27 protein-coding genes and 1 tRNA gene are annotated in these 24,405 nt (G+C 68.8%); 14 read left to right on the top strand and 14 right to left on the bottom strand.

What is annotated here, in order from left to right:
* Window positions 1-71: 71 nt before the first annotated feature.
* The 3 genes from B9Y70_RS03635 (at window position 72) to B9Y70_RS13125 (ending at window position 3,104) form a co-directional block, all read left to right on the top strand.
* Window positions 72-1,619, top strand: a complete 1,548-nt coding sequence (locus B9Y70_RS03635; protein ID WP_085548909.1) for a catalase — start codon at window positions 72-74, stop codon at window positions 1,617-1,619.
* A 119-nt stretch (window positions 1,620-1,738) separates the two neighbouring features.
* Window positions 1,739-2,434, top strand: a complete 696-nt coding sequence (locus B9Y70_RS03630; protein ID WP_143337502.1) for an Ltp family lipoprotein — start codon at window positions 1,739-1,741, stop codon at window positions 2,432-2,434.
* Window positions 2,435-2,483: 49 nt separating this feature from the next.
* Window positions 2,484-3,104 carry an Ltp family lipoprotein gene (locus tag B9Y70_RS13125; protein ID WP_085548907.1) on the top strand — a complete coding sequence of 207 codons (621 nt, stop codon included), beginning with the start codon at window positions 2,484-2,486 and terminating at the stop codon, window positions 3,102-3,104.
* On the opposite strand, the gene B9Y70_RS03620 is transcribed toward B9Y70_RS13125, so the two are convergent.
* Genes B9Y70_RS03620 through B9Y70_RS03595 form a run of 6 tightly spaced genes read right to left on the bottom strand, consistent with a single transcriptional unit; the run spans window position 3,101 to window position 8,971 of the window.
* On the bottom strand, window positions 3,101-3,445 hold the full coding sequence (locus tag B9Y70_RS03620) for a Na+/H+ antiporter subunit G (RefSeq protein WP_085548906.1): 345 nt from the start codon (window positions 3,443-3,445) through the stop codon (window positions 3,101-3,103). The genes B9Y70_RS13125 and B9Y70_RS03620 overlap by 4 nt on opposite strands.
* Window positions 3,445-3,717: a cation:proton antiporter gene (locus B9Y70_RS03615; protein WP_085548905.1), complete on the bottom strand. Its 273-nt coding sequence runs from the start codon at window positions 3,715-3,717 to the stop codon at window positions 3,445-3,447. Before B9Y70_RS03615 ends, B9Y70_RS03620 begins: the two co-directional genes overlap by 1 nt.
* Window positions 3,714-4,133: a monovalent cation/H+ antiporter subunit E gene (locus tag B9Y70_RS03610; protein WP_085548904.1), complete on the bottom strand. Its 420-nt coding sequence runs from the start codon at window positions 4,131-4,133 to the stop codon at window positions 3,714-3,716. The genes B9Y70_RS03615 and B9Y70_RS03610 overlap by 4 nt, the downstream gene beginning before the upstream one ends.
* A 1-nt stretch (window position 4,134) precedes the next feature.
* Complete coding sequence (locus B9Y70_RS03605) at window positions 4,135-5,658, bottom strand: monovalent cation/H+ antiporter subunit D family protein (protein ID WP_085548903.1); 1,524 nt, start codon at window positions 5,656-5,658, stop codon at window positions 4,135-4,137.
* A complete protein-coding gene (locus tag B9Y70_RS03600) occupies window positions 5,658-6,035 on the bottom strand; it encodes a cation:proton antiporter subunit C (RefSeq protein WP_085548902.1) in 378 nt (125 codons plus the stop codon). The genes B9Y70_RS03605 and B9Y70_RS03600 overlap by 1 nt, the downstream gene beginning before the upstream one ends.
* Complete coding sequence (locus B9Y70_RS03595) at window positions 6,032-8,971, bottom strand: DUF4040 family protein (RefSeq protein ID WP_085548901.1); 2,940 nt, start codon at window positions 8,969-8,971, stop codon at window positions 6,032-6,034. Before B9Y70_RS03595 ends, B9Y70_RS03600 begins: the two co-directional genes overlap by 4 nt.
* Window positions 8,972-9,086: 115 nt before the next feature.
* Here B9Y70_RS03595 and B9Y70_RS03590 point away from each other — a divergent pair, with 115 nt between their 5' ends.
* Window positions 9,087-10,484: a hypothetical protein gene (locus B9Y70_RS03590; protein WP_085548900.1), complete on the top strand. Its 1,398-nt coding sequence runs from the start codon at window positions 9,087-9,089 to the stop codon at window positions 10,482-10,484.
* 122 nt (window positions 10,485-10,606) lie between these two features.
* On the opposite strand, the gene B9Y70_RS03585 is transcribed toward B9Y70_RS03590, so the two are convergent.
* Window positions 10,607-10,683 (bottom strand) — tRNA-Pro (locus B9Y70_RS03585).
* 73 nt (window positions 10,684-10,756) lie between these two features.
* Window positions 10,757-11,665: a metallophosphoesterase gene (locus B9Y70_RS03580; protein WP_085548899.1), complete on the bottom strand. Its 909-nt coding sequence runs from the start codon at window positions 11,663-11,665 to the stop codon at window positions 10,757-10,759.
* A 35-nt stretch (window positions 11,666-11,700) separates the two neighbouring features.
* On the opposite strand from B9Y70_RS03580, the gene B9Y70_RS03575 reads away from it, so the two are divergent.
* On the top strand, window positions 11,701-12,174 hold the full coding sequence (locus tag B9Y70_RS03575) for a GatB/YqeY domain-containing protein (RefSeq protein WP_085548898.1): 474 nt from the start codon (window positions 11,701-11,703) through the stop codon (window positions 12,172-12,174).
* On the opposite strand, the gene B9Y70_RS03570 is transcribed toward B9Y70_RS03575, so the two are convergent.
* A complete protein-coding gene (locus B9Y70_RS03570) occupies window positions 12,175-14,568 on the bottom strand; it encodes a penicillin-binding protein (protein ID WP_085548897.1) in 2,394 nt (797 codons plus the stop codon).
* Between the two features lie 147 nt (window positions 14,569-14,715).
* Between B9Y70_RS03570 and B9Y70_RS03565 the strand changes: the two genes are divergently transcribed.
* From B9Y70_RS03565 to B9Y70_RS03555, 4 genes are read left to right on the top strand one after another with little or no spacing between them, the layout of a single operon-like run.
* Window positions 14,716-15,054: a WhiB family transcriptional regulator gene (locus B9Y70_RS03565; RefSeq protein ID WP_085548896.1), complete on the top strand. Its 339-nt coding sequence runs from the start codon at window positions 14,716-14,718 to the stop codon at window positions 15,052-15,054.
* Between the two features lie 18 nt (window positions 15,055-15,072).
* Window positions 15,073-15,228, top strand: a complete 156-nt coding sequence (locus B9Y70_RS12605) for a Sp36 family protein (protein ID WP_143337501.1) — start codon at window positions 15,073-15,075, stop codon at window positions 15,226-15,228.
* Window positions 15,228-15,689, top strand: a complete 462-nt coding sequence (locus B9Y70_RS03560) for a RidA family protein (RefSeq protein WP_085548895.1) — start codon at window positions 15,228-15,230, stop codon at window positions 15,687-15,689. Before B9Y70_RS12605 ends, B9Y70_RS03560 begins: the two co-directional genes overlap by 1 nt.
* Window positions 15,690-15,747: 58 nt before the next feature.
* A complete protein-coding gene (locus B9Y70_RS03555; RefSeq protein ID WP_085548894.1) occupies window positions 15,748-16,563 on the top strand; it encodes an MBL fold metallo-hydrolase in 816 nt (271 codons plus the stop codon).
* 70 nt (window positions 16,564-16,633) lie between these two features.
* Here B9Y70_RS03555 and glxR read toward each other — a convergent pair whose 3' ends face one another.
* The gene (gene glxR / locus B9Y70_RS03550) at window positions 16,634-17,317 is read right to left on the bottom strand and encodes a CRP-like cAMP-activated global transcriptional regulator GlxR (protein ID WP_085548893.1); all 684 of its coding nucleotides are present in this window, start codon (window positions 17,315-17,317) and stop codon (window positions 16,634-16,636) included.
* A gap of 154 nt (window positions 17,318-17,471) precedes the next feature.
* Window positions 17,472-17,669 (bottom strand): hypothetical protein, encoded by a 198-nt coding sequence (locus B9Y70_RS03545; protein ID WP_085548892.1) that lies wholly within the window; start codon window positions 17,667-17,669, stop codon window positions 17,472-17,474.
* A gap of 32 nt (window positions 17,670-17,701) precedes the next feature.
* On the opposite strand from B9Y70_RS03545, the gene nth reads away from it, so the two are divergent.
* From nth to B9Y70_RS03525, 4 genes are read left to right on the top strand one after another with little or no spacing between them, the layout of a single operon-like run.
* Window positions 17,702-18,391: an endonuclease III gene (gene nth, locus B9Y70_RS03540; protein ID WP_085548891.1), complete on the top strand. Its 690-nt coding sequence runs from the start codon at window positions 17,702-17,704 to the stop codon at window positions 18,389-18,391.
* Window positions 18,388-18,987 carry a TlpA family protein disulfide reductase gene (locus B9Y70_RS03535; protein WP_085548890.1) on the top strand — a complete coding sequence of 200 codons (600 nt, stop codon included), beginning with the start codon at window positions 18,388-18,390 and terminating at the stop codon, window positions 18,985-18,987. Before nth ends, B9Y70_RS03535 begins: the two co-directional genes overlap by 4 nt.
* On the top strand, window positions 18,984-19,766 hold the full coding sequence (locus tag B9Y70_RS03530; protein WP_085548889.1) for an NUDIX hydrolase: 783 nt from the start codon (window positions 18,984-18,986) through the stop codon (window positions 19,764-19,766). Before B9Y70_RS03535 ends, B9Y70_RS03530 begins: the two co-directional genes overlap by 4 nt.
* Before the next feature lie 31 nt (window positions 19,767-19,797).
* The gene (locus B9Y70_RS03525; protein ID WP_085548888.1) at window positions 19,798-20,991 is read left to right on the top strand and encodes a MarP family serine protease; all 1,194 of its coding nucleotides are present in this window, start codon (window positions 19,798-19,800) and stop codon (window positions 20,989-20,991) included.
* Here the strand turns inward: B9Y70_RS03525 and B9Y70_RS03520 are convergent.
* Together B9Y70_RS03520 and B9Y70_RS03515 are read right to left on the bottom strand one after the other, a co-directional pair.
* Window positions 20,988-21,896 (bottom strand): alpha/beta fold hydrolase, encoded by a 909-nt coding sequence (locus B9Y70_RS03520; RefSeq protein WP_085548887.1) that lies wholly within the window; start codon window positions 21,894-21,896, stop codon window positions 20,988-20,990. The genes B9Y70_RS03525 and B9Y70_RS03520 overlap by 4 nt on opposite strands.
* 73 nt (window positions 21,897-21,969) lie before the next feature.
* Window positions 21,970-22,497 carry a phage holin family protein gene (locus B9Y70_RS03515; protein ID WP_205410407.1) on the bottom strand — a complete coding sequence of 176 codons (528 nt, stop codon included), beginning with the start codon at window positions 22,495-22,497 and terminating at the stop codon, window positions 21,970-21,972.
* A gap of 86 nt (window positions 22,498-22,583) precedes the next feature.
* Here B9Y70_RS03515 and B9Y70_RS03510 point away from each other — a divergent pair, with 86 nt between their 5' ends.
* Window positions 22,584-23,276, top strand: a complete 693-nt coding sequence (locus tag B9Y70_RS03510) for a hypothetical protein (RefSeq protein WP_085548885.1) — start codon at window positions 22,584-22,586, stop codon at window positions 23,274-23,276.
* Window positions 23,277-23,299: 23 nt separating this feature from the next.
* Here the strand turns inward: B9Y70_RS03510 and B9Y70_RS03505 are convergent, their stop codons facing one another.
* A complete protein-coding gene (locus B9Y70_RS03505; RefSeq protein ID WP_085548884.1) occupies window positions 23,300-24,136 on the bottom strand; it encodes an HAD family hydrolase in 837 nt (278 codons plus the stop codon).
* Window positions 24,137-24,405 lie beyond the last annotated feature (269 nt).

Raw genomic sequence — 24,405 nt, 5'->3', positions numbered from 1 at the left:
ATATGGGCCTAGGCTATCAACCAGCAGCCACCGATAGGTGGAGTAAATTATCAATCGAGAAAGAGGGAGCCATGAGCGACCAGAACTCCAAGGCGAACGACATCGTCGAGCGCGGACTTCGCCCGAACGTTACCGGCCAGACCACCCGCCACAACGGGGCACCGGTGGCCTCCGAGAACATCTCCGTCACCGCCGGCCCGCAGGGCCCGAACATTCTCAATGACATCCACCTCATCGAGAAGCTCGCCCACTTCAACCGTGAGAACGTTCCGGAGCGTATCCCGCACGCCAAGGGTCACGGTGCCTTCGGTGAGCTGCACGTCACCGCCGACGTCTCCCAGTACACCAAGGCCAAGCTCTTCCAGCCCGGCACCGTCACCCCGATGGGTATCCGCTTCTCCACCGTCGCCGGTGAGAAGGGTTCCCCGGACACCTGGCGCGACGTCCACGGTTTCGCGATGCGTTTCTACACCGAGGACGGCAATTACGACATCGTGGGTAACAACACCCCGATCTTCTTCATCCGGGACGGCGTGAAGTTCCCGGACTTCATCCACTCCCAGAAGCGCCTCGGTCGCAACGGCCTGCGCGATGCCGACATGCAGTGGGATTTCTGGACCCGCACCCCGGAGTCCGCGCACCAGGTCACCTACCTCATGGGCGACCGCGGCACCCCGAAGACCACCCGTCACATGAACGGCTACGGCTCCCACACCTTCCAGTGGGTCAACGAGGCAGGCGAGGCTTTCTGGGTGAAGTACCACTTCCTCTCCCGCCAGGGCGTGGAGAACTTCACCGACGCCGAGGCTACCGAGATGGCCGGTATCAACGCCGACCACCACCGCCAGGACCTCTACGAGGCCATCGACCGCGGCGACTACCCGGTCTGGGACGTCAAGGTCCAGATCATGCCGGCCGCCGACGCGGAGAACTACCGCTGGAACCCCTTCGACCTGACCAAGACCTGGTCCAAGAAGGACTACCCGCGTATCGACGTCGGCCACTTCGTCCTCAACCGCAACCCGCGCAACCACTTCGCGCAGATCGAGCAGATCGCCCTCGACCCGGGCAACCTCGTCCCGGGCATCGGCCTCTCCCCGGACCGCATGCTGCAGGCACGCGCCTTCGCGTACGCCGACCAGCAGCGCTACCGCATCGGGCCCAACTACCGTGACCTGCCGGTGAACCGTCCGATCAACGACGTCAACACCTACAGCAACCGCGGCCCCATGGCGTACTTCTTCGACGACGAGGATCAGCCGACCTACTCGCCGAACCGCTTCGAGAAGGGGGCCGGTTACCTGGACAACGGTGAGGACTCCTCCTCCGGTCAGTCCTACGGTCAGGCCGCCGATGTCTACGTCAACCCGGATCCGCACGGGACCGATCTGGTCCGCGCCGCCTACGTCCAGCACCCCGAGGACGACGACTTCATCCAGCCGGGCATCCTCTACCGTGAGGTGCTCGACGAGGCCGCCAAGCAGCGTCTCGCCGAGAACATCGCCGGTGCCATGGAGGGCGTCTCCGAGTCCGTCGAGGAGCGTTGCTACTGGTACTGGTCCAGCGTCGACGAGGACCTCGGCCAGCGCGTGAAGACTGCCTTCGCCGCCAAGAAGTAACCGCTCAGGCCTCGCGCCGCCCGCACCCACCACCTGGTGGGGCGGGCGGCTTCGCCGATTCAGGACACCTGTTCGTATCCTGTGGATCCCATGTCCGGGGCGCGGAGCATGATGAGCACATGAATACATCCACCCGTATGTCGCTGGCGATGGCTGCGGCCCTCGCCCTCACCGCCTGTTCCCCCGCCGAGCAGGAGGTCGTCGTGGTCACCGAGACCGTCACCACCGTCGCGGCCGAATCGACCCGGCCGTCGCCCACCACCCGCATCCCCACCACGGCCACGGCCGAGCCCGTCGCGCAGGAGACCGTCACCCGGGAGGCCACCCCGACGACGCGGGCGGTTGCTGAGGAGACTGAGGTGGGGACCGCGACTGAATCCGCCGGCGGTCCCTCCCGCCAGCACGATGCGGCGCTGGAGTCGGCCCGCCGGTATCTGAACTACACGAACTTCTCCCGCCAGGGGCTCTATGAGCAACTTCTCTATGAGCAGTACCCGCCCGAGGCCGCCGAGTACGCGGTGGACAACGTCCAGACCGACTGGAACGCGAACGCGGTGGGGGCGGCGCAGGATTACGTTGCCTACTCCGGTTTCTCCCGCAGCGGGCTCTACGAACAGCTGGAGTACGAGGGCTACACCCCCGCGCAGGCCCAGTACGGTGTCGACAACGTCCAGACCGACTGGAACGCCAACGCCCTCCGCACCGCGCGTTCGTATCTCGACTTCACCGCCATGTCCGACGCTGAACTCTACGACCAGCTCATCTACGAGGGGTACACCCCCGATCAGGCGTCGTACGCGCTCACCAACCTGTAGGGGCCTCCATTCCGCAGAAACCATCCCGCCGCGGTGCCAGGATGAAGGTATGCGCCCCCTTCGACTCCTGCCCGCGGTGATCCTCCTGGTGGCCGCCTGCGCCCCGCCCACCCCGGCACCGGGACCGGCGCCGACGACGGTGGCGGTGACGGAGACGGGGCCGGCGTCGATAAGCACGGTGACGGAGCGCCCTTTACGGGAACCGGCGCCGACCACCCCGCCCGCGGAGTCGCAGCGCTTCGCGCTCGAGCGGGCGCGGGAGCTCAACAGCTATGAGATCTACTCGGCGACCGGGCTCGAGTTCGCGCTCATCAACGAGGGGGTCAGCCGGGAGGATGCGCGGTGGGCCGTCGACAATCTCGGTGAGGACTGGAACGAGAACGCCCTCGAGGCGATCCACGAGCTCAACCAGTTCACCATGAACTCCCGTGCCGGGATGCTCCGCGACCTCAAACAGGGCGGTTTCACCCAGGAGGAGGCGCAGTACGCGGTCGATCATGCGGCGATCGACTACCGGGAGAACGCCCTGCAGACGGCGTACTGGATCTACGATTTCGAGGACCAGATGCTTTTCGACGACCTGCGCGCGCTCCTCATCGAGGAGCACGGCTTCCTCCCGGAGGAGGCCGACTGGGCGGTCGAGAACATGTACCCGGACGCGGTGGGTTAGGCCCCCGGCTGGTAGGCGCGGTCCTCCGCGTGCTTCTTGTCCACGACGGTCACACCGTAGATGGACCGGCCGATGTAGTACGAACCGACCGAGGCGACGATCCACACGCCCGCGATGGCCAGGACGGCACGGACGAAATTGTTGAGGTCGAAGCCCGTGGAGGACCAGTCGATGATGAGCTTGGACACCATGAGCAGGGGGAATCCCACTCCGATGACCGGGCCCAGCAGGTTGACGCGGGTCAGGGCGTCGGGGGCGCGCCACATGGCGACCGACGTGGTCACCACCATGAGGGTGGCCACGACCACCAGGACGGAGACGATGATCTCTGCGACCGACATTATCGACGCCCCCTCGAGATGATGCGGGCCATGGACAGGGTCGGCAGCACGCCACCGGCGATGGCGGCCAGCAGCGCCACCTCGTACCCGATCGACGTCGGGTTGGTCAGCGTCCAGGTGAGGAAGATACAGATCATCGTGTAGAAGATGAGGTCCGCCAGCACCGCGCGGGCGAGCACGTCAGAGGTGCGCAGCACGAGCACCAGACCGGACAACAGGGTCGCCGCCATGATGGCGATGCAGACGGCGAGGATCCACTCGAAGGGGGTCACCGGGTCTTCTCCTTCCGGTCGATCGGATACTCGTAGAACTTCGGGTCCAGCGTGGTGGCCGAGCCCTGGCCGGGCACACCGTGATCGATGGACTTCACGTGCGGGGCCATGCGCTCCTCCATGTCGGCGAGGGATTTGAAGACCTCCACCGGGTCGGAGCCGAAGGCCGCCTGCACCAGCAGGATGTGCGGGTCCCCCTCGTGCTCCGGGGCCCGCAGGCCCAGCGACAGGGTGGAGGGGGTGGTGGTGATGGACGTGGTGAACCAGAAGATCTGCCACTCGGTGGTCACCCGCAGCGGGTAACGCACGACGACCGGGTCATAGCCCGCATCCGGGCGGAAACCCGCCCACGCCACCTGGAAACCGGCGACGAAGATCTCCTTGATCCACCAGGGAATGTAGAGCAACAGGTGCATGTCAGCGGCCTCCCTGGAGGTCGGTCATGTCGGGGACACCGATCGGGTCCTCGCCGAGGACGGCATGGGCGTAGCCGTCGACATCGAGGAGGCCTTCGGTGGCGGTGAGGGTGGCGTCGATGAGCGGGCCCGCGAAGATGAACATGGCCAGCGAGCCCACCATGAGCACCGCCGACGGGGCGATGAGGCGGCCGGAGATCCGCAGCTCCTTCGGGTAGCGCTGCATCGGCTTGCCCCAGAACACATCGCGCCACACGCGCAGCATGGACAGCAGCGCACCGATCGACGCGATGACGATGACGGCGATGACCAGCCACGCCCACCAGTCGACGGCGCGGGCGATCTCGAAGACGAGGAGGATCTTGCCCCACATGCCCGAGAACGGCGGGAAACCGACGATGGAGAACGCGCCCGCGGCGAACAGCGCCGCCACCAGCGGATCGCGCCGCGCCAGGCCGGAGAGCTTCGACAGCAGGCCGGTGGCGTAGGTCTCCTCGATCGCACCCGAGGTGAGGATGAGCGCGCCGACGGTGATCATGTGGTGCAGCGTGTACAGCAGGCCGGCGGCCAGCGCCCGCTGCGGATCATCCGAGGTGAACGCCAGCATGACCAGGATGAAGGGCATGCCGTTGATCATCTGGTAACCCAGCACGCGGCGGATCGAGTTCTCCGCCAGACCGGCGAACGCGCCGATGAGCATGGAGACGACCATGATCGCGATGATGAGCCAGTTCCAGCGGTCCTCGAGGTCGAAGATGTTCACGTAGATGCGGTAGAGCATGTACACCGCGACCTTCGTGTGCAGGCCCGAGAACAGGCCCATGACCGCCGCCGAGGACTCCGGGTAGGTGCGCGGCAGCCACGTGTGGACCGGGAAGACACCGGCCTTGGCGCCCACCGCGATGACCACCAGACCCATGGCCACGACCGCCGGGCCGTTGCCTGCCGCAACCCCCTGCAGCGCCGCGATGTTCACCGAGCCGGTGACACCGTAGAGCACGCCGACACCGATGAGCAGCAGCGTGGAGGCCGCCAGGTTGACCAGCACGAACGCGCGACCACCGGCCAGGCGCGCCCATGTGCCGGACATGGCGATGAGGCCGTAGGACGGCAGCAGCATGACCTCGATGAACACGAAGAAGTTGAACAGATCGGCGGTGAGCAACGCGCCGTTGACACCCGTGATGAGGATGAGCGTCAGCGAGGCGTAGTAGCGGGAGACCGTCTCACCGGAGATGGTGGCGAACCAGTTGGCGGTGGCCGCGACGATCATCGTCGTGATGATCATGATCGCCGCGAAGGTGTCCGCCGCGAACGGGATGGCCACACCGCCGACGTAGAGGCCCACGTTGTGGGCGATGGGGCCGTGCTCCGCGGTGTAGGTGAACAGCCAGACACCGGCGGCGATGCCGGCGACCGGGATGCCGATGTGGAGTACGTCGCGGGCCCAGCGCCACGGCAGGAGCACCGCGATGGCTGCGGTGAACAGCGGGATGGCGGCGAAGAGCGGGAGAGTCCAGTCCATTACTTGCCTCCGTTGCCGGCCGCGCGGCCGAGGGTGGCGACGGGATCGGCGGCGATGTTGTCGTCCGCCGGCTCGGGCACGTCGGTGTCGTCGTCGCGACCCAGGGCCGCGAGCGTGAGCAGGATCGTCGTGGTGGCCATGGCGATGACGATGGCCGTCAGCACGAAGGCCTGCGGCAGCGGGTCAGCCGCCACGTCGAGCGGGGTGCGGTCCGGGAACGGCTCACCGCGCCAAGCACCCACACCAGAGGCCAGCAGGGTGAGGTTGCCGGCGTGCCCCAGCAGGGACATGCCGAACACGATGCGCACCATGCCGCGCTGCTGGATGAGGTACACGGATCCGGTGACCAGGATCGCGATGGTCAGGGCGAGGATCATCGGTCGGTCTCCTTGTCGGTGGCCGTCGTGGTCTCGGCGTCGGCGACGAGCACCGAACGCGGGGCGTCCGCCGGGTTGATGGGCTCGGGGAAGGCCTCCACGTGCTCCTCGCCCGGCTCGATGGTCGGGGTGGCGGGGAGGGGACCGCCGTCGTCGATACGCGCGTAGTTGAGGTCGTTGACGTCGACGCCCGGGCGCAGGTAGCCGCCGAGGGCGTTGATCGCCATCGTGAGCATGCCCAGCACCGCCAGGTAGATGCCCAGGTCGAAGATGAGCGAGGTGGTCATGTGCTCACCCAGGATGTAGCCGTGGATGGCGTAGAGGAAGGACCCCTCGAGCAGTCCGATGAAGCCCGCGCCGACGGCGGTCATGATGCCGATGCCGGTGAGCCACACCGGGGTGGACTCGCGGAAGACGATGCCGTCCTGGCCCTTGGACAGGTACGCCAGGCCGATCGCGGCACCCATGATGAGCGCCGCGACGAAGCCGCCGCCCGGATCCTGGTGGCCGCGCAGGAACACGAGCACGCTGAGGATCGCCAGCACGGGGATGACCAGCACGATGACCTTGCGCATCGGGATGGAGTTGAGCTGCGACTGGCCGAAGGGTGCCGGGCGGGTGCCCTCCTTGAAGGGGTGGCGCGGCATGGAGTGGGCGACGGCGGCGATGACGATCGCCGCCATGCCGAGCACCGAGAGCTCACCGAGGGTGTCCAGGGCACGGAACTCGACGAGGATCGTGGCGACGACGTTCTGGCCGCCGGTGATCTCCGGGGCCTCGGTGAGGTACCACATGGCCAGCTCGGAACGCTCGCGGCGCCCCAGCAGCGCGAACACGCCGCCGAACGTGACCACACCGGCCGCGAGGGCGATGACCAGCGAGCCGATCTGACGACGCCCCGACCGGACCTTCGGGAACAGGTTCGGCTGGTAGCGCAGGACCATCATGATGACGATGACGGTGAGCGCCTCGACGGTGAGCTGGGTGAGCGCCACATCGGGGGCACCGAGCAGCATCATCTGCAGGCTCATGCCGACGCCGACGGTGCCGATGAGGACGGCCGCGGACAGACGCGAGCTGGTGATCGCCAGGCCCACGACGGACACGGCGATGATGACCAGCGGGATGAGATCCCACGGGTTGTCCAGGCCCGCGGTGCGCGGGGCCGGGGTGATGCCGTCGACGCCCGGGGAGAGGAACGTCGCCCCGCCCAGGACGATGACGCACAGCACCAGCGGCAGCAGGTGACGCGAGGGGTTGTGGGTGTTGGCCATCGCACCGACGGCGCGGCCGAAGAGCGTGGAGACGCGGACCCCGGACTCGAGGATCTCGTTGCCGGAGGACGGGAACATCTTCCGCCCCTCCAGCGCCGGCCAGATCCGCTTGCGGAACACCACGCCGATGACGCCGATGATGAGCACCGCCACGGAGATGAGCAGCGGGGTGTTGACGCCGTGCCACAGCGCCAGATGCGACTCGTGCTCGGCGCCGATGGAGGCGGTGACGGCCTCGAGGGGGGCGTCGGCAAGCCCGACCAGGAAGGCCAGCGGCAGGGACATGAGACCCGGCAGCGCGGCGGGCAGCCACAGGCTGACGGGGGCCTCGTGGACCTTCGACATGTCGCGCGGGCCGTCGATGAACGCGCCGAAGACGATCTTCGCGGAGTAGGTGAACGTCAGCACCGCACCGATGGCGGCGACGAACAGCAGCAGGCCGGAGTAGGGGGCGTCCTGGAAGGCGGTGAGCATGCCCTCCTTCGACAGGAAGCCGAGCAGCGGCGGGACCGCGGCCATGGAGGCCGCGCCGATGACCACCGAACCGAACGTGAAGGGCATGCGGTCCCACAGGCGGCCGAGGCGGCGGATGTCACGCGACCCGGTCTCGTGGTCGATGACGCCGATGAGCATGAACAGGCTCGACTTGAACAGTGCGTGGGCGGCGGTGTGCACCACGGCGGCAGCGAGGGCGAAGGGGGTGCCCACACCGATCGTCGCGACGATCCAACCCAGGTGGGAGACCGTCGAGTACGCGGTGAGCTGCTTGAGATCCGTCTTCTGCACCGCGAACGCGGCCGACATGACCGCGGTGGTCATACCGGCGATGATGAGCAGACCGTTCCAGACGGCGACGTCGTGGAACACGGTGGAGAAGCGCAGCAGCAGGTAGATACCGGCCTTGACCACGGCCGCCGCGTGCAGGAACGCGGAGACCGGCGTGGCGGCGGCCATCGCCTCCGGCAGCCAGAAGTGGAAGGGCAGCTGCGCCGACTTCGTGAACGCCGACACCGCGACCAGCACCGCCAGACCGGCGGTGACGCCCGGACGCTCCGCCCAGAAGTCGGCGGCCAGGATCTCCGACAGACGCGTCGTGCCGGCGGTCGTCGCGGCGACGGCCACGGCCACGAGCAGCGTCAGGCCGCCGATGAACGTGAGGATGAGGGTACGGATCGACCCGGCCTCACCCGAGGACCCGGAACGCGCGATGAGCATGAACGACGCCAGCGACACCAGCTCCCACGCGAGGAACAGGAGGATGACGTCGTCGGCGAGCACCAGCAGCAGGATCGACAGGGTGAACGCCGTCATGATCGTGTAGAAACTGGTGTTGCCCCGGCCCTTCGGTAGATACGCCGCCGAATAGATGAACACCACCGCGCCGATGACCAGCGCCAGCAGCGCGAAGAACACACCGAGCGCATCACCCCGCAGCGCGATCGAGACATCCATACCCGGGGCGACGACATCCGTCACCCACACGTAGTCGAAGGTGAGGGGTCGGCCGTCGATGACGGCGGGAAGTTCTCGACCGAGCGCCACCGCCCCCGCGATGAAGAGGGCGGCGAGGGGCCACCCTGCCTTTCTGTCCAGCAGCCGCACCGCCGGTGGGGCGCCCGCCACCGCCACGGCGGCGAGCGTTATGACAAGAATGAGGGTCACAGGGAAACCACGCTCTTAGGTGATAGATGGTCGGAATCTCATCTGACGTTACCAGCCGGGGCCCCCGGTGCGCCTACCACATCCGATGCCCCCTCTACCAGTACTTTCTGTAGACATGAGCTCCTCCATCCGCCACCTCGTCGTAGCGCTGCTGCTGGTCGTCCCCCTGGTCGTCGGCGCGGCCGTCGCCGCCGCCACCCACCTCGACCCCGCATCCGCCTGGAGCAGCGGGGAGGAACCCGCCGCCGCCCCCGCCGTCGCCGCCGCCGCCCCGGAGCTTGTCGACGCTCGCCGCGCCGCCGGTGAGGCCGGGGCCCAGGCCGGGTTCCTCACGACCGGCACCGGCGAACTGGCGGATGGCGTCGCAGAAATGAAGACAGGTGCCGAGGCGCTGCCCGGCCAGTTCAACGAGGCCGTCACCGGCGCGCAGCAGCTCCACCAGGGGCTCGTCGAGCTGCAGGCCGGCGTCGGCCAGCTGGGGACGGGCGCGGGCGAGGTCGCGGACGGCGTCGGCGGGGCCGTCGACCAGGTCATCGGACTCGGGGCGCTGCAGGGCCAGCTGCTCGAGGCCATCGACGCCACCGTCGCCGACCTCGACGGCGCCGACGACCCGGACGTGGTGGAGGCCCGCGCCCAGCTCATGGACCTGCGCGGCCAGGTGGAGCTCATCCGCCTCGACGGGCCCGTCGCGGAGCAGCTGCAGGCGCTCAAGGACGGCTCGCGGGAGATCGCCAACCAGCTCGGCGTCCCCGGCTACGCCTTCCACGACGGCATCTACTCCGCCACCCGCGGTGCCCAGGACCTCTCCTACGGGCTCACCCAGGCGCAGGGTGGCGTCGGCGAGGCCGTCTCCGGCGTCGAGGCGCTGCAGGAGGGTGCCCAGCGTATCGACGACATGGCCACCCGCACCCAGGACCGCATCTCCGCCGTCCAGCGCGCCCTGCCCGCCTCCCCGGCCCCGGTCGGCGAGGTCGAGGAGGCGGTCGAGCCCGCCCTCTCCCCGCTGTTCGCGCTGCTCATCGCGGCTGTCGTCATGGTCGGTGGGGCTTTCGCCGGTGCTTCTCGACGCTGGTGGGTACTCGTGGCGGCCACCGTCGGCCTCACCGCGGCGGGTGTCCTGCTGCTGTGGCTCGTGGCCCCGGCCTCGACGTCGGTGATGCTCGGGTGGTCCGCGGTGGTGCTCGCCCTCGGCGCGGTGGCCGCGGCGGTGGGCACCCGGGCGCTGCTCGGGCTGTTCGGCGTGGCCGGCGGTGCGGCGGCGGCCGGGGTGCTTGGGCTGGTGCAGCTCGGCGTCGTCGGCTGGGTGTGGAAGACGCTCACCACCACCGACATCTCCGCCGCCTGGCAGGTCGCGGCCAACCTCTCCCCGCTGGGGTGGGCCACCTCCGGCCTCACCGTCGCGGGTAACGACGGCTCCCTCGGCGTCCTCTGGCTCTCCCTCGGTGTCCTCGGCGCGATGGCCGTGCTGGGCCTGGGCGCGGCGGCGGTGGAGCGACGCCGGGTGCACGGGTAGATCATCGTGCAGCAGTGAGATTCTGCAGGGGCGAAAAGGGGCCTACTGCACGATGATCTACCTCCCCCGGCCCGGGGGCGACGAAAAATCCCCCTCACCGTGTGGTGAGGGGGATCATCTGGTGGTCGGGATAACAGGATTTGAACCTGCGACCTCTTCGTCCCGAACGAAGCGCGCTACCAAGCTGCGCCATATCCCGGTGTTCCGCGGATGTTCTCCGTGGTACCTGGAATACCATAGCCCACATTCACAGAAAGCCGCAAAACGCCAGGTCAGGACTCGGTTTCCGTGATGCGCAGCAGCGTTGCCGAGGGGCGGCAGAACAGGCGCAGCGGCACGAACTTCGACGTACCGAGGCCGTTGGACACGTGCATCTTCATCCGCCCGAAGTCGTGGAGCCCCTGGACGCGCTCCCGGTCGATGCCGCAGTTGGTCACCAGCGCCCTCGAACCCGGCAGGCACAGCTGGCCGCCGTGGGTGTGGCCGGAGAGGGAGAGCTGGTAGCCGTCGCGCTCGAACTCGGAGAGGACGCGCGGCTCCGGGGAGTGGAGGAGCGCGAGGGAGAGGTCGGCGTCGGGGTTGGGCGGGCCGTCGATAAGCGAGTAGTCGTCGAGCTCGTGGTGCGGATCATCGACGCCGGCGGCGGCGATGCGCACCGGGCCGACCTGGAACTCCAGGCGCTGGTGGGTGGCGTCCTGCCAACCGCGCTCGATGAAGGCGGCGCGCATGTCGCGCCACGGCAGGTCGATGTAGGAGGGGATGCGGCGGATGCCGAAGAGGTACTTGAAGGGGTTCGGCAGCTGCGGTGCCCAGTAGTCGTTGGTGCCGAAGACGAACATGCCCGGCCGGTTGAGCAGCGGGCCCAGCGCGCGGAGGACGTCGGGGACGGCGCGCTCATCGGAGAGGTTGTCGCCGGTGTTGACCACCAGGTCCGGGTTGAGGGAGTCGAGGGCGGAGACCCACGCCTCCTTCGTCGACTGCCCGGGGATCATGTGCAGGTCAGAGATGTGGAGCAGGCGGAACTCGTCGCGCCCGCGCAGCGTGCCCGGCGGCAGGAGGGGGACGGTGACGTCCTTGAGCTCGAAACGACGCAGCTCGGTGTTGCCCCACGCGGCCAGCCCCACCCCGGCGAGGGCGGCGGCGCCGACGGCACTGATCAGCGAGTAGATGGTCTTCTTCACCCGCACCACTGTACCGGCGGAGTATCGTGGCCCCCATGAGTGAGCTGAAGGACAAGATCCGCGCCGACCTGAAGACCGCGATGCTGGCCAAGGACAAGGGCCGCACCGGCACCATCCGCATGCTGCTGGCCGCCATCCAGGGGGAGGAGACCACCGGCGCCAAGCACGAGGCGACCGACGAGGACATCCTCAAGGTCATCGCCCGCGAGATCAAGAAGCGCCGCGAGTCGGCCCAGATCTACACCGACAACAACCGCCCCGAGCTCGCCGAGACCGAGCTGGCGGAGGTCGCCGTGCTGGAGGAGTACCAGCCGGCTCAGCTGGATGAGGCCGGCGTCGAGAAGCTTGTCGACGACGCGGTGGCCACCGTCGCCGCCGAGCAGGGCATCGAGCCCGGCGAGGTCTCCATGAAGCAGATGGGCCAGGTCATGAAGGCCGCCACCGCGGCCGCCGCCGGCCAGGTCGACGGCAAGCGCCTGTCGACGGCCGTGCGCGCCAGGTTGGCGTAGCTATAGTCCCAGGGCGTCACGCAGCTGGTTGGTCATCTCGTCGATGTCCTCCTGCGTGAGGTCCGGGATCTGGGGGATCGGCGGGGGAGACTGCGACGGCTGACGCGGCGCGGGGGCCGGCTGCGGGGCCGGAGCCTGGGTGACGCCGCGGGAGAGCTCGATGATGACCGTGCTGCCCGGCTCGAGGATGCCCTGGTTGAGGGCCCGCTCGACGCGGCCCCGCGGCTGGGTGCCGTCGACGGTACGGACCTCCACCCGGTAGCCCTGCCCCTCGAGGGTGGACCGCGCCTGCTGCTCGGTCATGCCCACCACCTCGGCGAGGACACCGTGCGTGGTGCCGAGATCGTACTTGGGATCATGCCCGGCCAGGCCCCCGTTGAGGGCGGCGGGCACCTGGTTGGCGGTCTGGAACCACGACTCCGCGGCCTCCCGGCCACCGAAGAGATCACCCGAACCGCACTGGCGCACCGGGGAGGTGCACAGCGGGGAGGAGCTGGTGCCGTCGTTGTAGATGTACGGTGCCGCCGCGAAACCGCTGTTGAAGCCCAGGAACGCCGAAGACAGGTGTGACTCGGTGGTACCCGTCTTGGCGGCGGCCTGCCCACCCCAGCCGGTGACGTTCGCCGCGCGGGCGCCGGTACCGGTGATGAGGTCCTCGGCCATGCCGCCGGCGAGGGCGTTCGCCACACCCGAGTCAAGGGCCTGCTCGCAGGCGGGGCGCTCGAGGAAGATCTCCTGGCCCTCCCGGTCGGTGACCGAGACGATGGGGTTCGGCTCGCACCAGCGGCCCCCGGAGGCCAGGGTGGCGCCGACGTTGGACAGCTCGAGCGGGTTCACCGCGGTGGGGCCCAGGGTGTAGGAGCCGAGGTTGGCGTTCTTCATGTACTCCGCGATGGAGCTCTCCCCGTCGAAGGTGCCGGGCACCTCGTAGCTGCGCAGACCGAGTTTGACGGACATGTCCACCACGGCCGGCACGCCCACCTGCTCGATGAGCTGGATGAACGTGGTGTTCGGGGAGTGGGCCAGCGCCTCACGCAGCGTCATCTGGTCCTTGTAGTTGCCGGCGTTCTCCACGCAGTAGGTGTTCGGCGGGCAGTTCCGGGCGCCGCCGGTGCCCAGGCCCTCGGCCTCGTAGCGGTCGGGGACGTCGAGGACCGTCTCCAGACCCATGCCCTGCTCGATGGCCGCGGCGGCGGTGAACACCTTGAACACCGAGCCTGCGCCGTTGCCCACCAGGGAGCTGGGCTGCGGCAGGACGGTCTCACCCGCGTCGAGGTTGAGGCCGTAATTGCGGGAGGAGGTCATGGCGAGGATGTCGCGGGACTCGGTGCCCGGCTCGACGACGTTCATCACCTCGGCGACACCGGTGGTCATGGGGTCGACGTTGCGGGAGACGGCCGCGCGGGCCGCGTCCTGCACCTGCGGGTCGAGGGTGGTGGTGATGGTGTAGCCGCCCTCCATGAGGCGTTCCTTCTCCACGCCCTTCGACTCGAGGTAGGTGAGGGCGTAGTCGCAGAAGAAACCGCGGTCCCCGGCGGCGATGCAGCCGTTGGGCAGGGTGGCGGGGGACTCCAGCACGCCGAGTGGTTCGGCGATGTGGGCGTCGGCCTGCTCGGCGGTGATGACCCCCTGGTTGGCCATCGCGCGCAGCACCGTGTCGCGGCGCTGCGTGGCCCCGTCAGGGTTGGTGTACGGGTTGAGGTACTCCGAGGACTGGACCATGCCCGCCAGCAGCGCGGACTGCGGGACGCTGAGCTCCGCGGCGCTGATGCCGAAGTAGGTGCGGGCCGCCGCCTCGATGCCGAAGGAGCGGTTACCGAAGGGCACCAGGTTGAGGTAGCGGGTGAGGATGTCGTCCTTGGACAGATTGCGGTCCAGGTCGGAGGCCATGCGCATCTCCCGCAGCTTGCGGGGGATGGACTGCTCGACGGCGGCGGCCTGCTCCGCCTCGTTCTCCGCGTCGATGAACAGCAGGTAGTTCTTCACGTACTGCTGGTTGATCGTCGACGCGCCCTGCTCGACGCCGCCGGCCAGCACGTTGGTGGCCATGGCGCGGACGGTGCCCTGGATGTCGACGCCGTCGTGCTCGTAGAAGCGGTGATCCTCGATGGCGACGATCGCGTCCTTCATGTGCTGCGAGATCTGCTCGTTACTCACCGGGTAGCGGCGCTGGTTGTACAGCCAGGCCATCGGCTGGCCGGTGGAGTCGGTGATGGTGGTGACCCCGGGGGTGGTGCCGTCGGTGAGGTCCGCGAGGTTCGACTGCATCGTCTCGTTGGTTCTCGCGATGCCCACGCCGGAGATGCCCGCGACGGGGGCGAGGGCGAGGGCACCCGCTACACCTGCGACAATGGCGGCGGCGGTGATATTGGCCAAGGATTTCGACACAGACACGCCCCTTACCCTACGCAGTGGAGGGGGGTGGAGGGAACTATTGATTGCCCCTGGAAGTGTGACGTATTCGACTTAGTGTTAAGGCTGTGAATACACTTACACGCAGAAAGACCCCGCCACTTCCGGCCTGTCTGATTGGAGAGCACGATGGCAACCCCGCTCGCTGGAGAGTCCTTCCGTTCCCCGTTCGAGCAGCAGCAGCCCGTCTGTTACGAGCGCGGTGAGTGGATCACTCACGCCAAGTGTCGCGCCGGCGATCCGGACGCGCTGTTCGTCCGCGGCGCGGAGCAGCGCAAGGCCGCCGTCATCTGCCGCCACTGCCCGGTGGTCACCGAATGCCGGGCCGACGCCCTCGACAACAAGGTCGAGTTCGGCGTGTGGGGCGGCCTCACGGAGCGCCAGCGTCGTGCGCTGCTGCGCAAGAACCCGCACATCACCAACTGGGCCGAGTACCTGTCCTCCGGTGGGGAACTCAACGGCATCTGACCCGGGTACTGTGGTGCCATGACCAATTGGGAATACGCCACTGTTCCGCTGCTCAGCCACGCCACGAAGCAGATCCTCGACACCTGGGGCGAGGACGGCTGGGAGCTCGTCACCGTCATCCCGGGGCCGAACCCGGAGAATGTCGTCGCCTACATGAAGCGGGAGAAGAACTGATGAGCACCGTCTCCGAGCGCCTCGCCGAGCTGCGCATCGACCTGCCCGAGGTGGCCGCCCCCGTCGCCGCCTACGTCCCCGCGATCCGCACCGGCAACCAGGTGTGGACCTCCGGCCAGCTGCCGTTCGTCGACGGCCAGCTCGCCGCCACCGGCAAGGTGGGGGAGGACGTCTCCGAGGAGGAGGCCGCCCGTCTCGCCCGCACCGCGACCCTCAACGGCCTGGCCGCGATCGACGCCCTCGTCGGCATCGACAAGGTGACCCGCGTCCTCAAGATCGTCGGTTACGTCGCCTCCGCCCCGGGATTCTCGGCCCAGCCGGCCGTGGTCAACGGTGCGTCCAACCTCATGGGTGAGATCTTCGGGGAGGCCGGGGAGCACGCCCGTTCCGCCGTCGGAGTCGCAGAACTCCCGCTCGGTGCCCCGGTCGAGGTCGAGCTCATCGTCGAGGTCGCGGACTAGACCCTTTTCTCGGGCATTCGGTTCGGCATGCAGGGTCAACCGGGCTAAGCTGGTGCGCATGGAGCATCCTGCCTACAGCCAGCTTCGACCGGTCTCTGAGTCCGTGTCTGTCGTCCTGTGCCCGAACCCGGGGTACGCCTCCCTGGAGGGTACGAACTCGTGGGTCATCCGTACTGAGGGTGACACCCACAGCATCGTCATCGACCCCGGCCCGGAGGATGAGGGACACCTCAATGTGCTCGGAGCGAAGGCGGACAAGGTCGGCCTCGTCCTGCTGACCCACCACCACCCGGATCACGCTGACGGTGCGCACCGCTTCCGCCAGCTCACCGGCGCCCCCATCCGGGCGTTCGATCCCACCATCTGCGCCGGCGATGTCGCCCCGATCACCGACGGTGAGATCGTCTCCGCCGACGGCGTCACCCCGCAGATCGAGGTCGTGCACACCCCGGGCCACACCGCGGACTCCGCGTGCTTCTTCGTCTGGTCCGGCAAGCCGGGGGAGTCCACCCTGGAGGGCATCATCACCGGTGACACCATCGCCGGCCGCCACACCACCATGATCTCCGAGACCGACGGTGACCTGGGCCAGTACCTGGACACCCTGCGTCTGCTGGAGGAGCGCGGCCAGGGCATCACCCTGCTGCCGGGCCACGGCCCCGAGGGCGAGGACATCTCCGCCTTCGCCCGCAAGTACATCGATCGCCGTGAGCACCGCCTCAACCAGATCCGGGAGGTCCACTCCCGCCTGGGCGAGGACGTCGACCTCAAGACGCTCATCGACGAGATGTACGACGATGTCGACCCGGTGCTGCGCCACGCCGCCGAGCAGTCGACCCGCGTCGCCCTGCGCTACCTGGCCGCTCAGAAGTAGCCGCAGCCCCCGGACACGCGACACCCGCCGCCCTCCCCGAGGAGGTGCGGCGGGTGTCTCTTTCTGCGGGTCAGCGGGCGCGCTTGGCCAGCGACTCGGTGTCCACGATGAGGACGGACTTGCCCTCGAGGCGGATCCACCCACGGTGGGCGAAGGTGGCCAGCGCCTTGTTCACGGTCTCACGGGAGGCACCGACGAGCTGGGCGATCTCCTCCTGGGTGAGGTCATGGTTGACGCGCAGGGCGCCACCCTCCTGGGAGCCGAAGCGGTTGGCCAGCTGCAGCAGGGTCTTGGCGACGCGGCCCGGGACGTCGGTGAAGATGAGGTCGGCCAGGGAGGCGTTGGTGCGGCGCAGGCGGCGGGCCAGGACGCGCAGGAGCTGCTGGGCGATCTCCGGGTGGTCGGACACCCACTGCCTGAGCATCTCCGAGTTCATGGTGGCGGCCTGCACCTCGGTGACGCAGACGGCGGAGGAGGTGCGCGGGCCCGGGTCGAAGATGGAGAGTTCGCCGAACATGTCGGAGGGGCCCATGACGGTGAGGAGGTTCTCCCGGCCGTCGGACGCGTGGCGGGCGAGCTTCACCTTGCCGGCGGTGATGATGTAGAGACGGTCGCCCGGTTCGCCTTCCTCGAAGATGGTTGTTCCACGGGGGAAACGGACGGTCTCCATGTCCTTGATCAGGTTGTTCACGGCAACCGGATCAACCCCCTGGAAGATTCCGGCGCGGGACAGGATCTCCTGTACACCTTCCACTTGACGCTCCTCGGTCCTATCGACGGCGCGCCGGGAGGACCCACGGGATGGTGGTGGGGCCCTGGTGAGGGCACAAATGTAACTCTCGGCGCAGTGTGTTCCTTACCACCCTACCGTGGAATTGGTCACGTGTGAGCCACCTCAGGGAAATTTGTCACATCTCTTCAGTGTTTTCCCCGGCGGTGTCCCTGTCGTCATTGTCGACCCTGTCCCCGCCCGGTTCGTCGGCAAGCTCGGGGACGGGCTCGGCGGCCGCAGGTGCCGACGGCAGGATCCACGACTCCAGCTTCTCCATCTGCATGGCGAAGAGGGCGAGGATGATCGGAGCAGCGACGACGAGAACGACGGTCATGGGAAATCATCGTAGTGGCTAAGCTGTCCGGTATGCCGGTCAGATCCCCACGCCCCCACCCCGCCGCCCGCGGCACCGAGACTGACCTGGGGCGCACCCGCCGAGCCCGCCGGATCAACCGGCAGCTGGCGGAGGAGTACCCGGACGCACACTGCGAGCTCGACTTCGCCGACGCCTTCCAACTGACGGTGGCGACGGTCCTGTCGGCCCAGACCACCGATGTCCGCGTCAACCAGGTCACCCCGGAGCTGTTCCGCCGCTTTCCGACGCCCGCGTCTCTCGCCGCCGCCGACACCGCCGAGCTGGAGGAGATCCTCCGCCCCCTCGGCTTCTTCCGGGCCAAGGCGAAGAGCCTGCTGGGGCTGGGGGAGGCGCTCATGGCGAGGTTCGACGGCGAGGTGCCGCGTGACCTCGACGACCTGGTGTCCCTGCCCGGGGTGGGGCGCAAGACGGCGCTCGTCGTCCGTGGCAACGCGTTCGGTCTGCCCGGGCTGGCGGTGGACACCCACGTCTCCCGCCTGGCGCAGCGGCTCATACTCACCGATTCGACCGATGTACTGCGGATCGAGCATGATCTCACCGAGCGCATCGAGAAGAAGGAGTGGACCATGTTCTCCCACCGGATGATCTTCCACGGACGTCGCGTGTGCCATGCCCGCCGCCCGGCGTGCGCCGAGTGCGTCATCGCGAGGGACTGTCCCTCCCGGGAGGTGGCGGCATGAATCGGCAGGCCCTGTGGACGGTCATCATCGGCGTCGTCCTCACCGTCGCCGTCGTGGCGGGCGCGTTCGTCATGCTGCGCACCGTCAATGACCCGGGCCCGGAGAACGGTGCGCAGGCCCCCGAGGACGCCGGCCCCCTCACCACCGACGCCCTGCTCTCCGAGGTCGGTGACCGGCCCGACTGCCCGGCGACCGGGGTCGGCGGTGTCACCCTCGACTGCCTCGGCGGGGAGAACGGCCCGGCGGCGGCGGAGGGCATCACGGTGGCCAACGTGTGGGCCTGGTGGTGCGGTCCGTGCCGCGACGAGCTGCCGTACTTCGACGAGTTCGCCGCCGCCCACCCCGAGTACACGGTTGTCGGCGTCCACGCGGACCGCAACCCCGGTAACGGGGCCGCGATGCTGGATGAGCTGGGGATCTCCCTGCCGAGCTACCAGGACCTCGACAACGCCTTCGCCGGCACGCTCGGCCTGCCCGGCGTCATCCCCATCACGGTGGTCTTCGACGGGGACGAGCAGCTGCAGATGTTCCCGCGGACCTTCGAGTCGGCGGCCGAGATCGAGGAGGCCGTGCAGGCGGCGGTGACCGGTCGATGAGGATGGATTTCGGCCCGGACTCGCCGGGGGAGAACACGCGACTGGCGCCGGAACGGGCACCACGCTGGATGCGCTCCCTGCTCAGCGACGTCACCCGGGCCCGTGCCCACCCCGACGTGCGCGGTGTCGACGCCCGCGGGCGGTCCGGCCCCGTCAAGGCGGACCGCTCGGCGGCGGTGCTCATGCTCTTCTCCGGGGCGGATCACCTGCAGGCGGATCCGCCGCAGGACGCGGCGCTGCTGCTCACGCACCGCTCGCCGTCGATGCGCTCGCACTCCGGGCAGATCGCCTTCCCCGGTGGGCGGGTCGACGACACCGACCTCAACGCGGTCGACGCCGCCCTCCGTGAGGCGTGGGAGGAGACCGGCCTGGACCGCACCACGGTCACCCCGGTCGCCGAGCTGGAGCCCGTGCACATCCGGGCCTCCGGCTACCCGGTGCACCCCGTGCTGGGCCACTGGCACACGCCCGGGGAGGTCGGGGTGGCCAGCCCCACCGAGGCCGACGACGTCTTCCCCGCCTACCTGTCGGACCTGGTCGACCCGCGTAACCGCCTCATGGTCGGCTGGTCGGGGTGGAAGGGGCCAGCGTTCACCATCAACGACTACCTGGTGTGGGGTTTCACCGCGGGGCTCATCTCCGCGCTGCTGCACCAGGGCGGCTGGGAGCAGGAGTGGGACCGCGAGACCACGCTCGACCTGCAGGACACGCTGGCGAAATCGCGGAACAACGAGCCTCGCTATTCGGACCCGGGCAACCGGGTAAGATTTCTGCGATAACCGACGACACCCTGATTGGACGCATCGCCCCGTGACCCCCGCCCTCCTCGTAGACGGTCTCATCCTGCTGGCCCTCGTGGCGGCGATCGTCACCGGCTGGCGGCAGGGGGCGTTCGCCTCGGTGCTGGCGACCATCGGTGTCGTGGCGGGACTCATCCTCGGGGCGGCCCTGGCGCCGCCGGTCATGCAGCTCACCGAGTCGGTGGCGCTGCGGTTCCTCCTGGGGCTGGGCACGATCATCATGCTCGTCGGTCTGGGCAATCTCATCGGCGGGGTGCTCGGGTCGTCGTTACGCGACCGGATGCGGATGCGCGCCTCGCAGACCATCGACTCGGCCGTGGGCGCGTTGTTCACCGCCGCCGCCACCCTGCTGGTCATCTGGCTCATCTCGATTCCGCTGGCCACGGGCCTGACGGGCAGCGTCAGCCAGGGGATCCGCAACTCGACGATCCTCGGGTTCGTCGACCGCAACACCCCGCCGGGGCTCGAGCAGCTGCCCGCCCGGATCACCGTGCTTCTCGACGAATCGGGTCTCCCGCCCATCTTCGCCCCCTTCGACGAGCCACCCGCCCGGGACGTCGCCGCCCCCAACATCCAGATCGACGACCACGCCCTCGTCGAGCGGGTGCGCCCCTCGGTGGTGCACATCCAGGGCGATTCGGACCAGTGCTTCCGCCGCCTCATGGGCTCCGGCTTCGTCACCGAGCCCGACTACGTCATCACCAACGCGCACGTCGTCGCGGGCACCCAGTCGGTGCGCCTGGACACGGTGCTGGGCGTCAAGGAGGCCGAGGTCGTCTACTACAACCCGGGCGTGGACATCGCCGTCCTGCACTCCCCGGGCCTCAACCTGCCCGCCCTGCCGTGGGCACCGGCCCCGGCAGAGTCGGGCGACGACGCCATCGTCATGGGCTTCCCCGAGTCCGGCCCCTTCGAGGCGGCCCCCGCGCGTATCCGCGAGCAGCTGCTCATCGCGGGCCCCGACATCTACGCGGAGGGGCGCGTCGAGCGTGACGCCTACACCGTCCGCGGCACCATCCGCCAGGGCAATTCCGGCGGCCCGATGCTCGACACCCAGGGTGCGGTGCTCGGCGTGGTCTTCGGTGCCAGCGTGGATCAGACCGACACCGGTTACGTCCTCACCGCCGAGGAGGTCCAGCGCCAGGTCGGCGACGTCGCGGCCCTCACCGCGCCGGTGGGCACCCAGGAGTGCGTCGCCCGTTAGGCGTGGTTGTCGGCGTTGTCGGCGTTGTCGGCGAACTCCGCGACCGTCTCGACGAAGGCCGACGGGTTCTCCACGTGCGGCAGGTCCCGCGTCCGTGCTACGTGCCGCACGGCGACGTCTCCGGAGATCCGCCGCAGGGAACGGCGCGCCAGGTGCCGCCACATCGGCAGCGGGGGCTGCAGGAGCAGGGTGGGGGCCGCGACGGTGGTGTGGAGCCAGCGGGCCGACACCGACGCCGTGAGCAGCCGGTTGGCCCGCAGCATCCCGGGGCGGGCGTTGCTGATCCGCGCCGACTGCAGCCGGAGGTGAAGCTCCTCGGCACACTCCGGGGAGTGCCGGAACTCCGGGGCGGTGGAGGCGAGGAGGTGGCGTCGATAAGCGGCGGTGCCGAGCAACGGCAACCCGGGCCGGGCCATGGTGCGCACGTGGTACCACGGGCGCGCCGCGATGGCGCGCCGCAGGTCGACGGGGTGGGCGGCGCTGACGGACACGAGCCCCGCGACCATGTCGGGGTAGTTCGCGGCCAACGCCCAGGCGACGGTGCCACCCGAATCCGCCCCGACGACGATCGCCCGCTCGTGGCCCAGGGCGCGGATGAGCCCGGCGATGTCCCCGGCGGCGGTGCGCAGATCATCCCCGGCCGTTGACGGCGGCTTGTCGCTGAGGCCGTAGCCGCGGGCGTCGACGGCCGCGACGTGGAACCCCCGGGCCGCCAACGGGGCGATGACCCGGCGGTACTCGAACCAGCCGCCGAAGGCACTGTGCAGCAGCACCACCAGCGGGTCCTGCGGGCGGCCGGCCACCGCCGCGTGGAGCCGGATCCCGCGGGTGTGCACGAGCTGGTGGCGGAAGGGGCCGTCGAGCTCCACGACGGACGGCGACAGCGGGCGGCGGCGCGGGAACACGGGGACTCCTCTCCGGTTGAGCAAAGAAAAATCCGCCCTCGCGGTGACTGCGCGGGCGGATGCGGGGGACGGGCTAGCTGTACATCCCGCGGTTGCGGGCCTCGAGCTTCTGCGTGGCCTGCCCCGGAACCAGGTTCTTCAGTTCGTTGACCGAGTTGATCGTCTTCTGCGGGGCGCCGACCGTCTTGACCTTCTTCCAGCCGAACAGGGCCAGCAGCGCGGCGAGCAGCAGCATGAACAGGAAGACAATGAGGAAGGAGGCCCAGCGCTCCAGCCAGGTGCTCAACAGCTCCGCGGCGAAGAAGAAGAAGAAGAAGGAGGAGTAGAGGGCGATAACACCGGCGACGCCGAACAGGCCGCCACCGATGGCGCCCTTCTTCGCCTCGCCGGCGAGCTCGGTCTTGGCCAGCTCCAGCTCGGCGCGGAACAGGGAGGACATCTGCGCGGTGGCGTTGGAGACCAGGTCGCCGATGGAGCCCTCGCCGGCGCGGGTCGTGTCAACGTCACTCAGCGGAATCGAGCTGACCCGCGGAGTGAAGTCCTTCGGTCCGTCGGTGAAAAGTCCCTTGTTGCTCACGATGTGCCTTCCTGCTGCTGTCATGCTGTCATATGGTGTCGGCTATTCCTGACCATGGTGCCACGGATTCACAGTGAATGTGCAACCCTCACAGCGCTATCGTAGTGGATATGTCCGCGGCTGACCCCCTGCAACCTCTTCTCCGACTCGGCGACGTCGCCTCGCTGGCCGACTCCGCGCAGCAGGCCGTCGCCGCCGTCCACCGGCGACCCGTGTCGCTGCGCCGCGCGGAGGTCACCGGATCGGAGTCCGTGCTGCGGGGTGCCCGCACGTCCGCGCTCATCGACGATCCCACCGTCCGCCTCGGCGACGAGCCGGTCGGGGTGCTCGGCGCGTCCATCTCGGTCTCCAGCATGCTGGCCCCCGATTCCCTGCAGGCGTCGGCGCGGGTCTTCGGGCGGGCACCACTGCAGATCCTCGCGCGGATGTCCGTCCTCGCCGGAGGCGGGGGCCGTCCGGAGGGCTCCCCGGAGCGGCTGCAGCGCCTGGCCGGGTGGTTGGCGGGCGGGACGCACGACGTGCTGCTGCCGCAGGTGGTGCACGCCGAGATCCTGGCGCACGAGCTGTTCGGGAACCGGTCCGGGCTGGTGGCGCGGGCCGCCGGGCGTCTCGCGGCGGTGACGACTGGCCTGGATCCGCGCGGGCTGGCCGTGCCGGAGACCTACCTTCTGCGGCACCGGGACGAATATCTGGCGGCGGCGCGGGCGTGGGCGCAGGGCAGTGCCGGGGAGTTCCTCGAGCTGTCGCTGCGGTCGTGGATCGCGGGCGCCGAGGAGGCGGAGGCCATCGCCCGGGCGCTGTAGCGGCAGGTGCTGTAGCGTCAGGTTCAGGCGGAGCCGCGGCGGCCGCGCTGCGCCCACCAGATGCCGCCGGCTGCGGCGGCGGAGATGACAGCCACGATCGACGCGCCGATGCTGATCTCGCGGGGCGAGGGCATCTGGAACAGCGGCACCGGGTCGCGGAAGGTGCGGATCTCCCACCCGTTCTCCAGGGCGGCCTTCTTCATGGCGCGGTCCGGATTGACGGCGATGGGATTGCCCACGGCCTGCAGCATGGGGATGTCGGTGGCCGAATCGGAGTAGGCGTAGCTGACGGAGAGGTCGTAGTTGTTCTCCGCCGCGAGGTCCGTGATGGCCTGTGCCTTGGCGTCACCCTTGCAGTAGAAGAGGATCTCACCGGTGAAACGGCCGTCCTCGACCTCCAGCTCGGTGGCGACGACCTGGTCGATGCCCAGCTCCTCCGCGATGAGATCGACGAGGTGGGAGGCGGAGGCGGAGATGATGATGACGTCGTGGCCGGCGCTGCGGTGGAAGGCGATGAGCTCGCGGGCCTCGGCGTAGATGGCCGGGGTGACCACGTTGTGCATCGTCTCGGAGGCGATGGTGCGGACCTGCTCGACGGACCAGCCGGCCACGAGGGCGGCGAGCTGGTCGCGGGTGGAGTCCATCTGCTCACTCGACTGGCCGGCGATCATGTAGGTGGCCTTGGCCAGGGACATCTGCAGGGCCTCGGAGGTGGTGATGAGTCCGTTGTGCATGAACTCGCGTCCGAAGGCGAAGGCGGAGGAGGTGGCGATGATGGTTTTGTCCAGGTCGAAGAAGGCCGCCACGCGCGGGGTGTCTGGCGTGGTGGCCTGCTTGCGTGCAGGAGACCCGGGGTTCATGAGGACACAGTGTAGACCTCCACCCTGTGAAACGTAAGGTGAATGTGGTGCAGGTGATACTGGTGGGGTGAAAGTGGTTGTCGAGTTGTGCTTGTCGGAAACGATTCGCGGCATAGAAAGCCTTTTCGAGAAAGTCGTCGCCCCGGTATTGTCATGAGCCGAAAGGTGTGCCATAATTCCTCTTGCAAGGCCCCGATATACAGTGCGGCCTGCCCCGGCAATCCCCCCCGATGCCGGGTTACAGACGGCCCGCGCACACCCCCCCCGAG

This window comes from Corynebacterium pollutisoli (genome assembly GCF_900177745.1).
In the GTDB taxonomy this organism is placed as follows: Bacteria; Actinomycetota; Actinomycetes; order Mycobacteriales; family Mycobacteriaceae; genus Corynebacterium; species Corynebacterium pollutisoli.
The sequence above is the reverse complement of the archived record's forward strand: the minus strand, read 5'-3'. Positions and strand labels throughout refer to the sequence as shown.

Coding starts and splice junctions, on each gene's coding strand:
- B9Y70_RS03635 (WP_085548909.1), top strand. CDS start 72: ATGAGCGACCAGAACTCCAAGGCGAACGACATCGTCGAGCGCGGACTT.
- B9Y70_RS03630 (WP_143337502.1), top strand. CDS start 1,739: ATGAATACATCCACCCGTATGTCGCTGGCGATGGCTGCGGCCCTCGCC.
- B9Y70_RS13125 (WP_085548907.1), top strand. CDS start 2,484: ATGCGCCCCCTTCGACTCCTGCCCGCGGTGATCCTCCTGGTGGCCGCC.
- B9Y70_RS03620 (WP_085548906.1), bottom strand. CDS start 3,445: ATGTCGGTCGCAGAGATCATCGTCTCCGTCCTGGTGGTCGTGGCCACC.
- B9Y70_RS03610 (WP_085548904.1), bottom strand. CDS start 4,133: ATGCACCTGTTGCTCTACATTCCCTGGTGGATCAAGGAGATCTTCGTC.
- B9Y70_RS03605 (WP_085548903.1), bottom strand. CDS start 5,658: ATGGACTGGACTCTCCCGCTCTTCGCCGCCATCCCGCTGTTCACCGCA.
- B9Y70_RS03600 (WP_085548902.1), bottom strand. CDS start 6,035: ATGATCCTCGCCCTGACCATCGCGATCCTGGTCACCGGATCCGTGTAC.
- B9Y70_RS03590 (WP_085548900.1), top strand. CDS start 9,087: ATGAGCTCCTCCATCCGCCACCTCGTCGTAGCGCTGCTGCTGGTCGTC.
- B9Y70_RS03575 (WP_085548898.1), top strand. CDS start 11,701: ATGAGTGAGCTGAAGGACAAGATCCGCGCCGACCTGAAGACCGCGATG.
- B9Y70_RS03565 (WP_085548896.1), top strand. CDS start 14,716: ATGGCAACCCCGCTCGCTGGAGAGTCCTTCCGTTCCCCGTTCGAGCAG.
- B9Y70_RS12605 (WP_143337501.1), top strand. CDS start 15,073: ATGACCAATTGGGAATACGCCACTGTTCCGCTGCTCAGCCACGCCACG.
- B9Y70_RS03560 (WP_085548895.1), top strand. CDS start 15,228: ATGAGCACCGTCTCCGAGCGCCTCGCCGAGCTGCGCATCGACCTGCCC.
- B9Y70_RS03555 (WP_085548894.1), top strand. CDS start 15,748: ATGGAGCATCCTGCCTACAGCCAGCTTCGACCGGTCTCTGAGTCCGTG.
- B9Y70_RS03545 (WP_085548892.1), bottom strand. CDS start 17,669: ATGACCGTCGTTCTCGTCGTCGCTGCTCCGATCATCCTCGCCCTCTTC.
- nth (WP_085548891.1), top strand. CDS start 17,702: ATGCCGGTCAGATCCCCACGCCCCCACCCCGCCGCCCGCGGCACCGAG.
- B9Y70_RS03535 (WP_085548890.1), top strand. CDS start 18,388: ATGAATCGGCAGGCCCTGTGGACGGTCATCATCGGCGTCGTCCTCACC.
- B9Y70_RS03530 (WP_085548889.1), top strand. CDS start 18,984: ATGAGGATGGATTTCGGCCCGGACTCGCCGGGGGAGAACACGCGACTG.
- B9Y70_RS03515 (WP_205410407.1), bottom strand. CDS start 22,497: ATGACAGCAGCAGGAAGGCACATCGTGAGCAACAAGGGACTTTTCACC.
- B9Y70_RS03510 (WP_085548885.1), top strand. CDS start 22,584: ATGTCCGCGGCTGACCCCCTGCAACCTCTTCTCCGACTCGGCGACGTC.
- B9Y70_RS03505 (WP_085548884.1), bottom strand. CDS start 24,136: ATGAACCCCGGGTCTCCTGCACGCAAGCAGGCCACCACGCCAGACACC.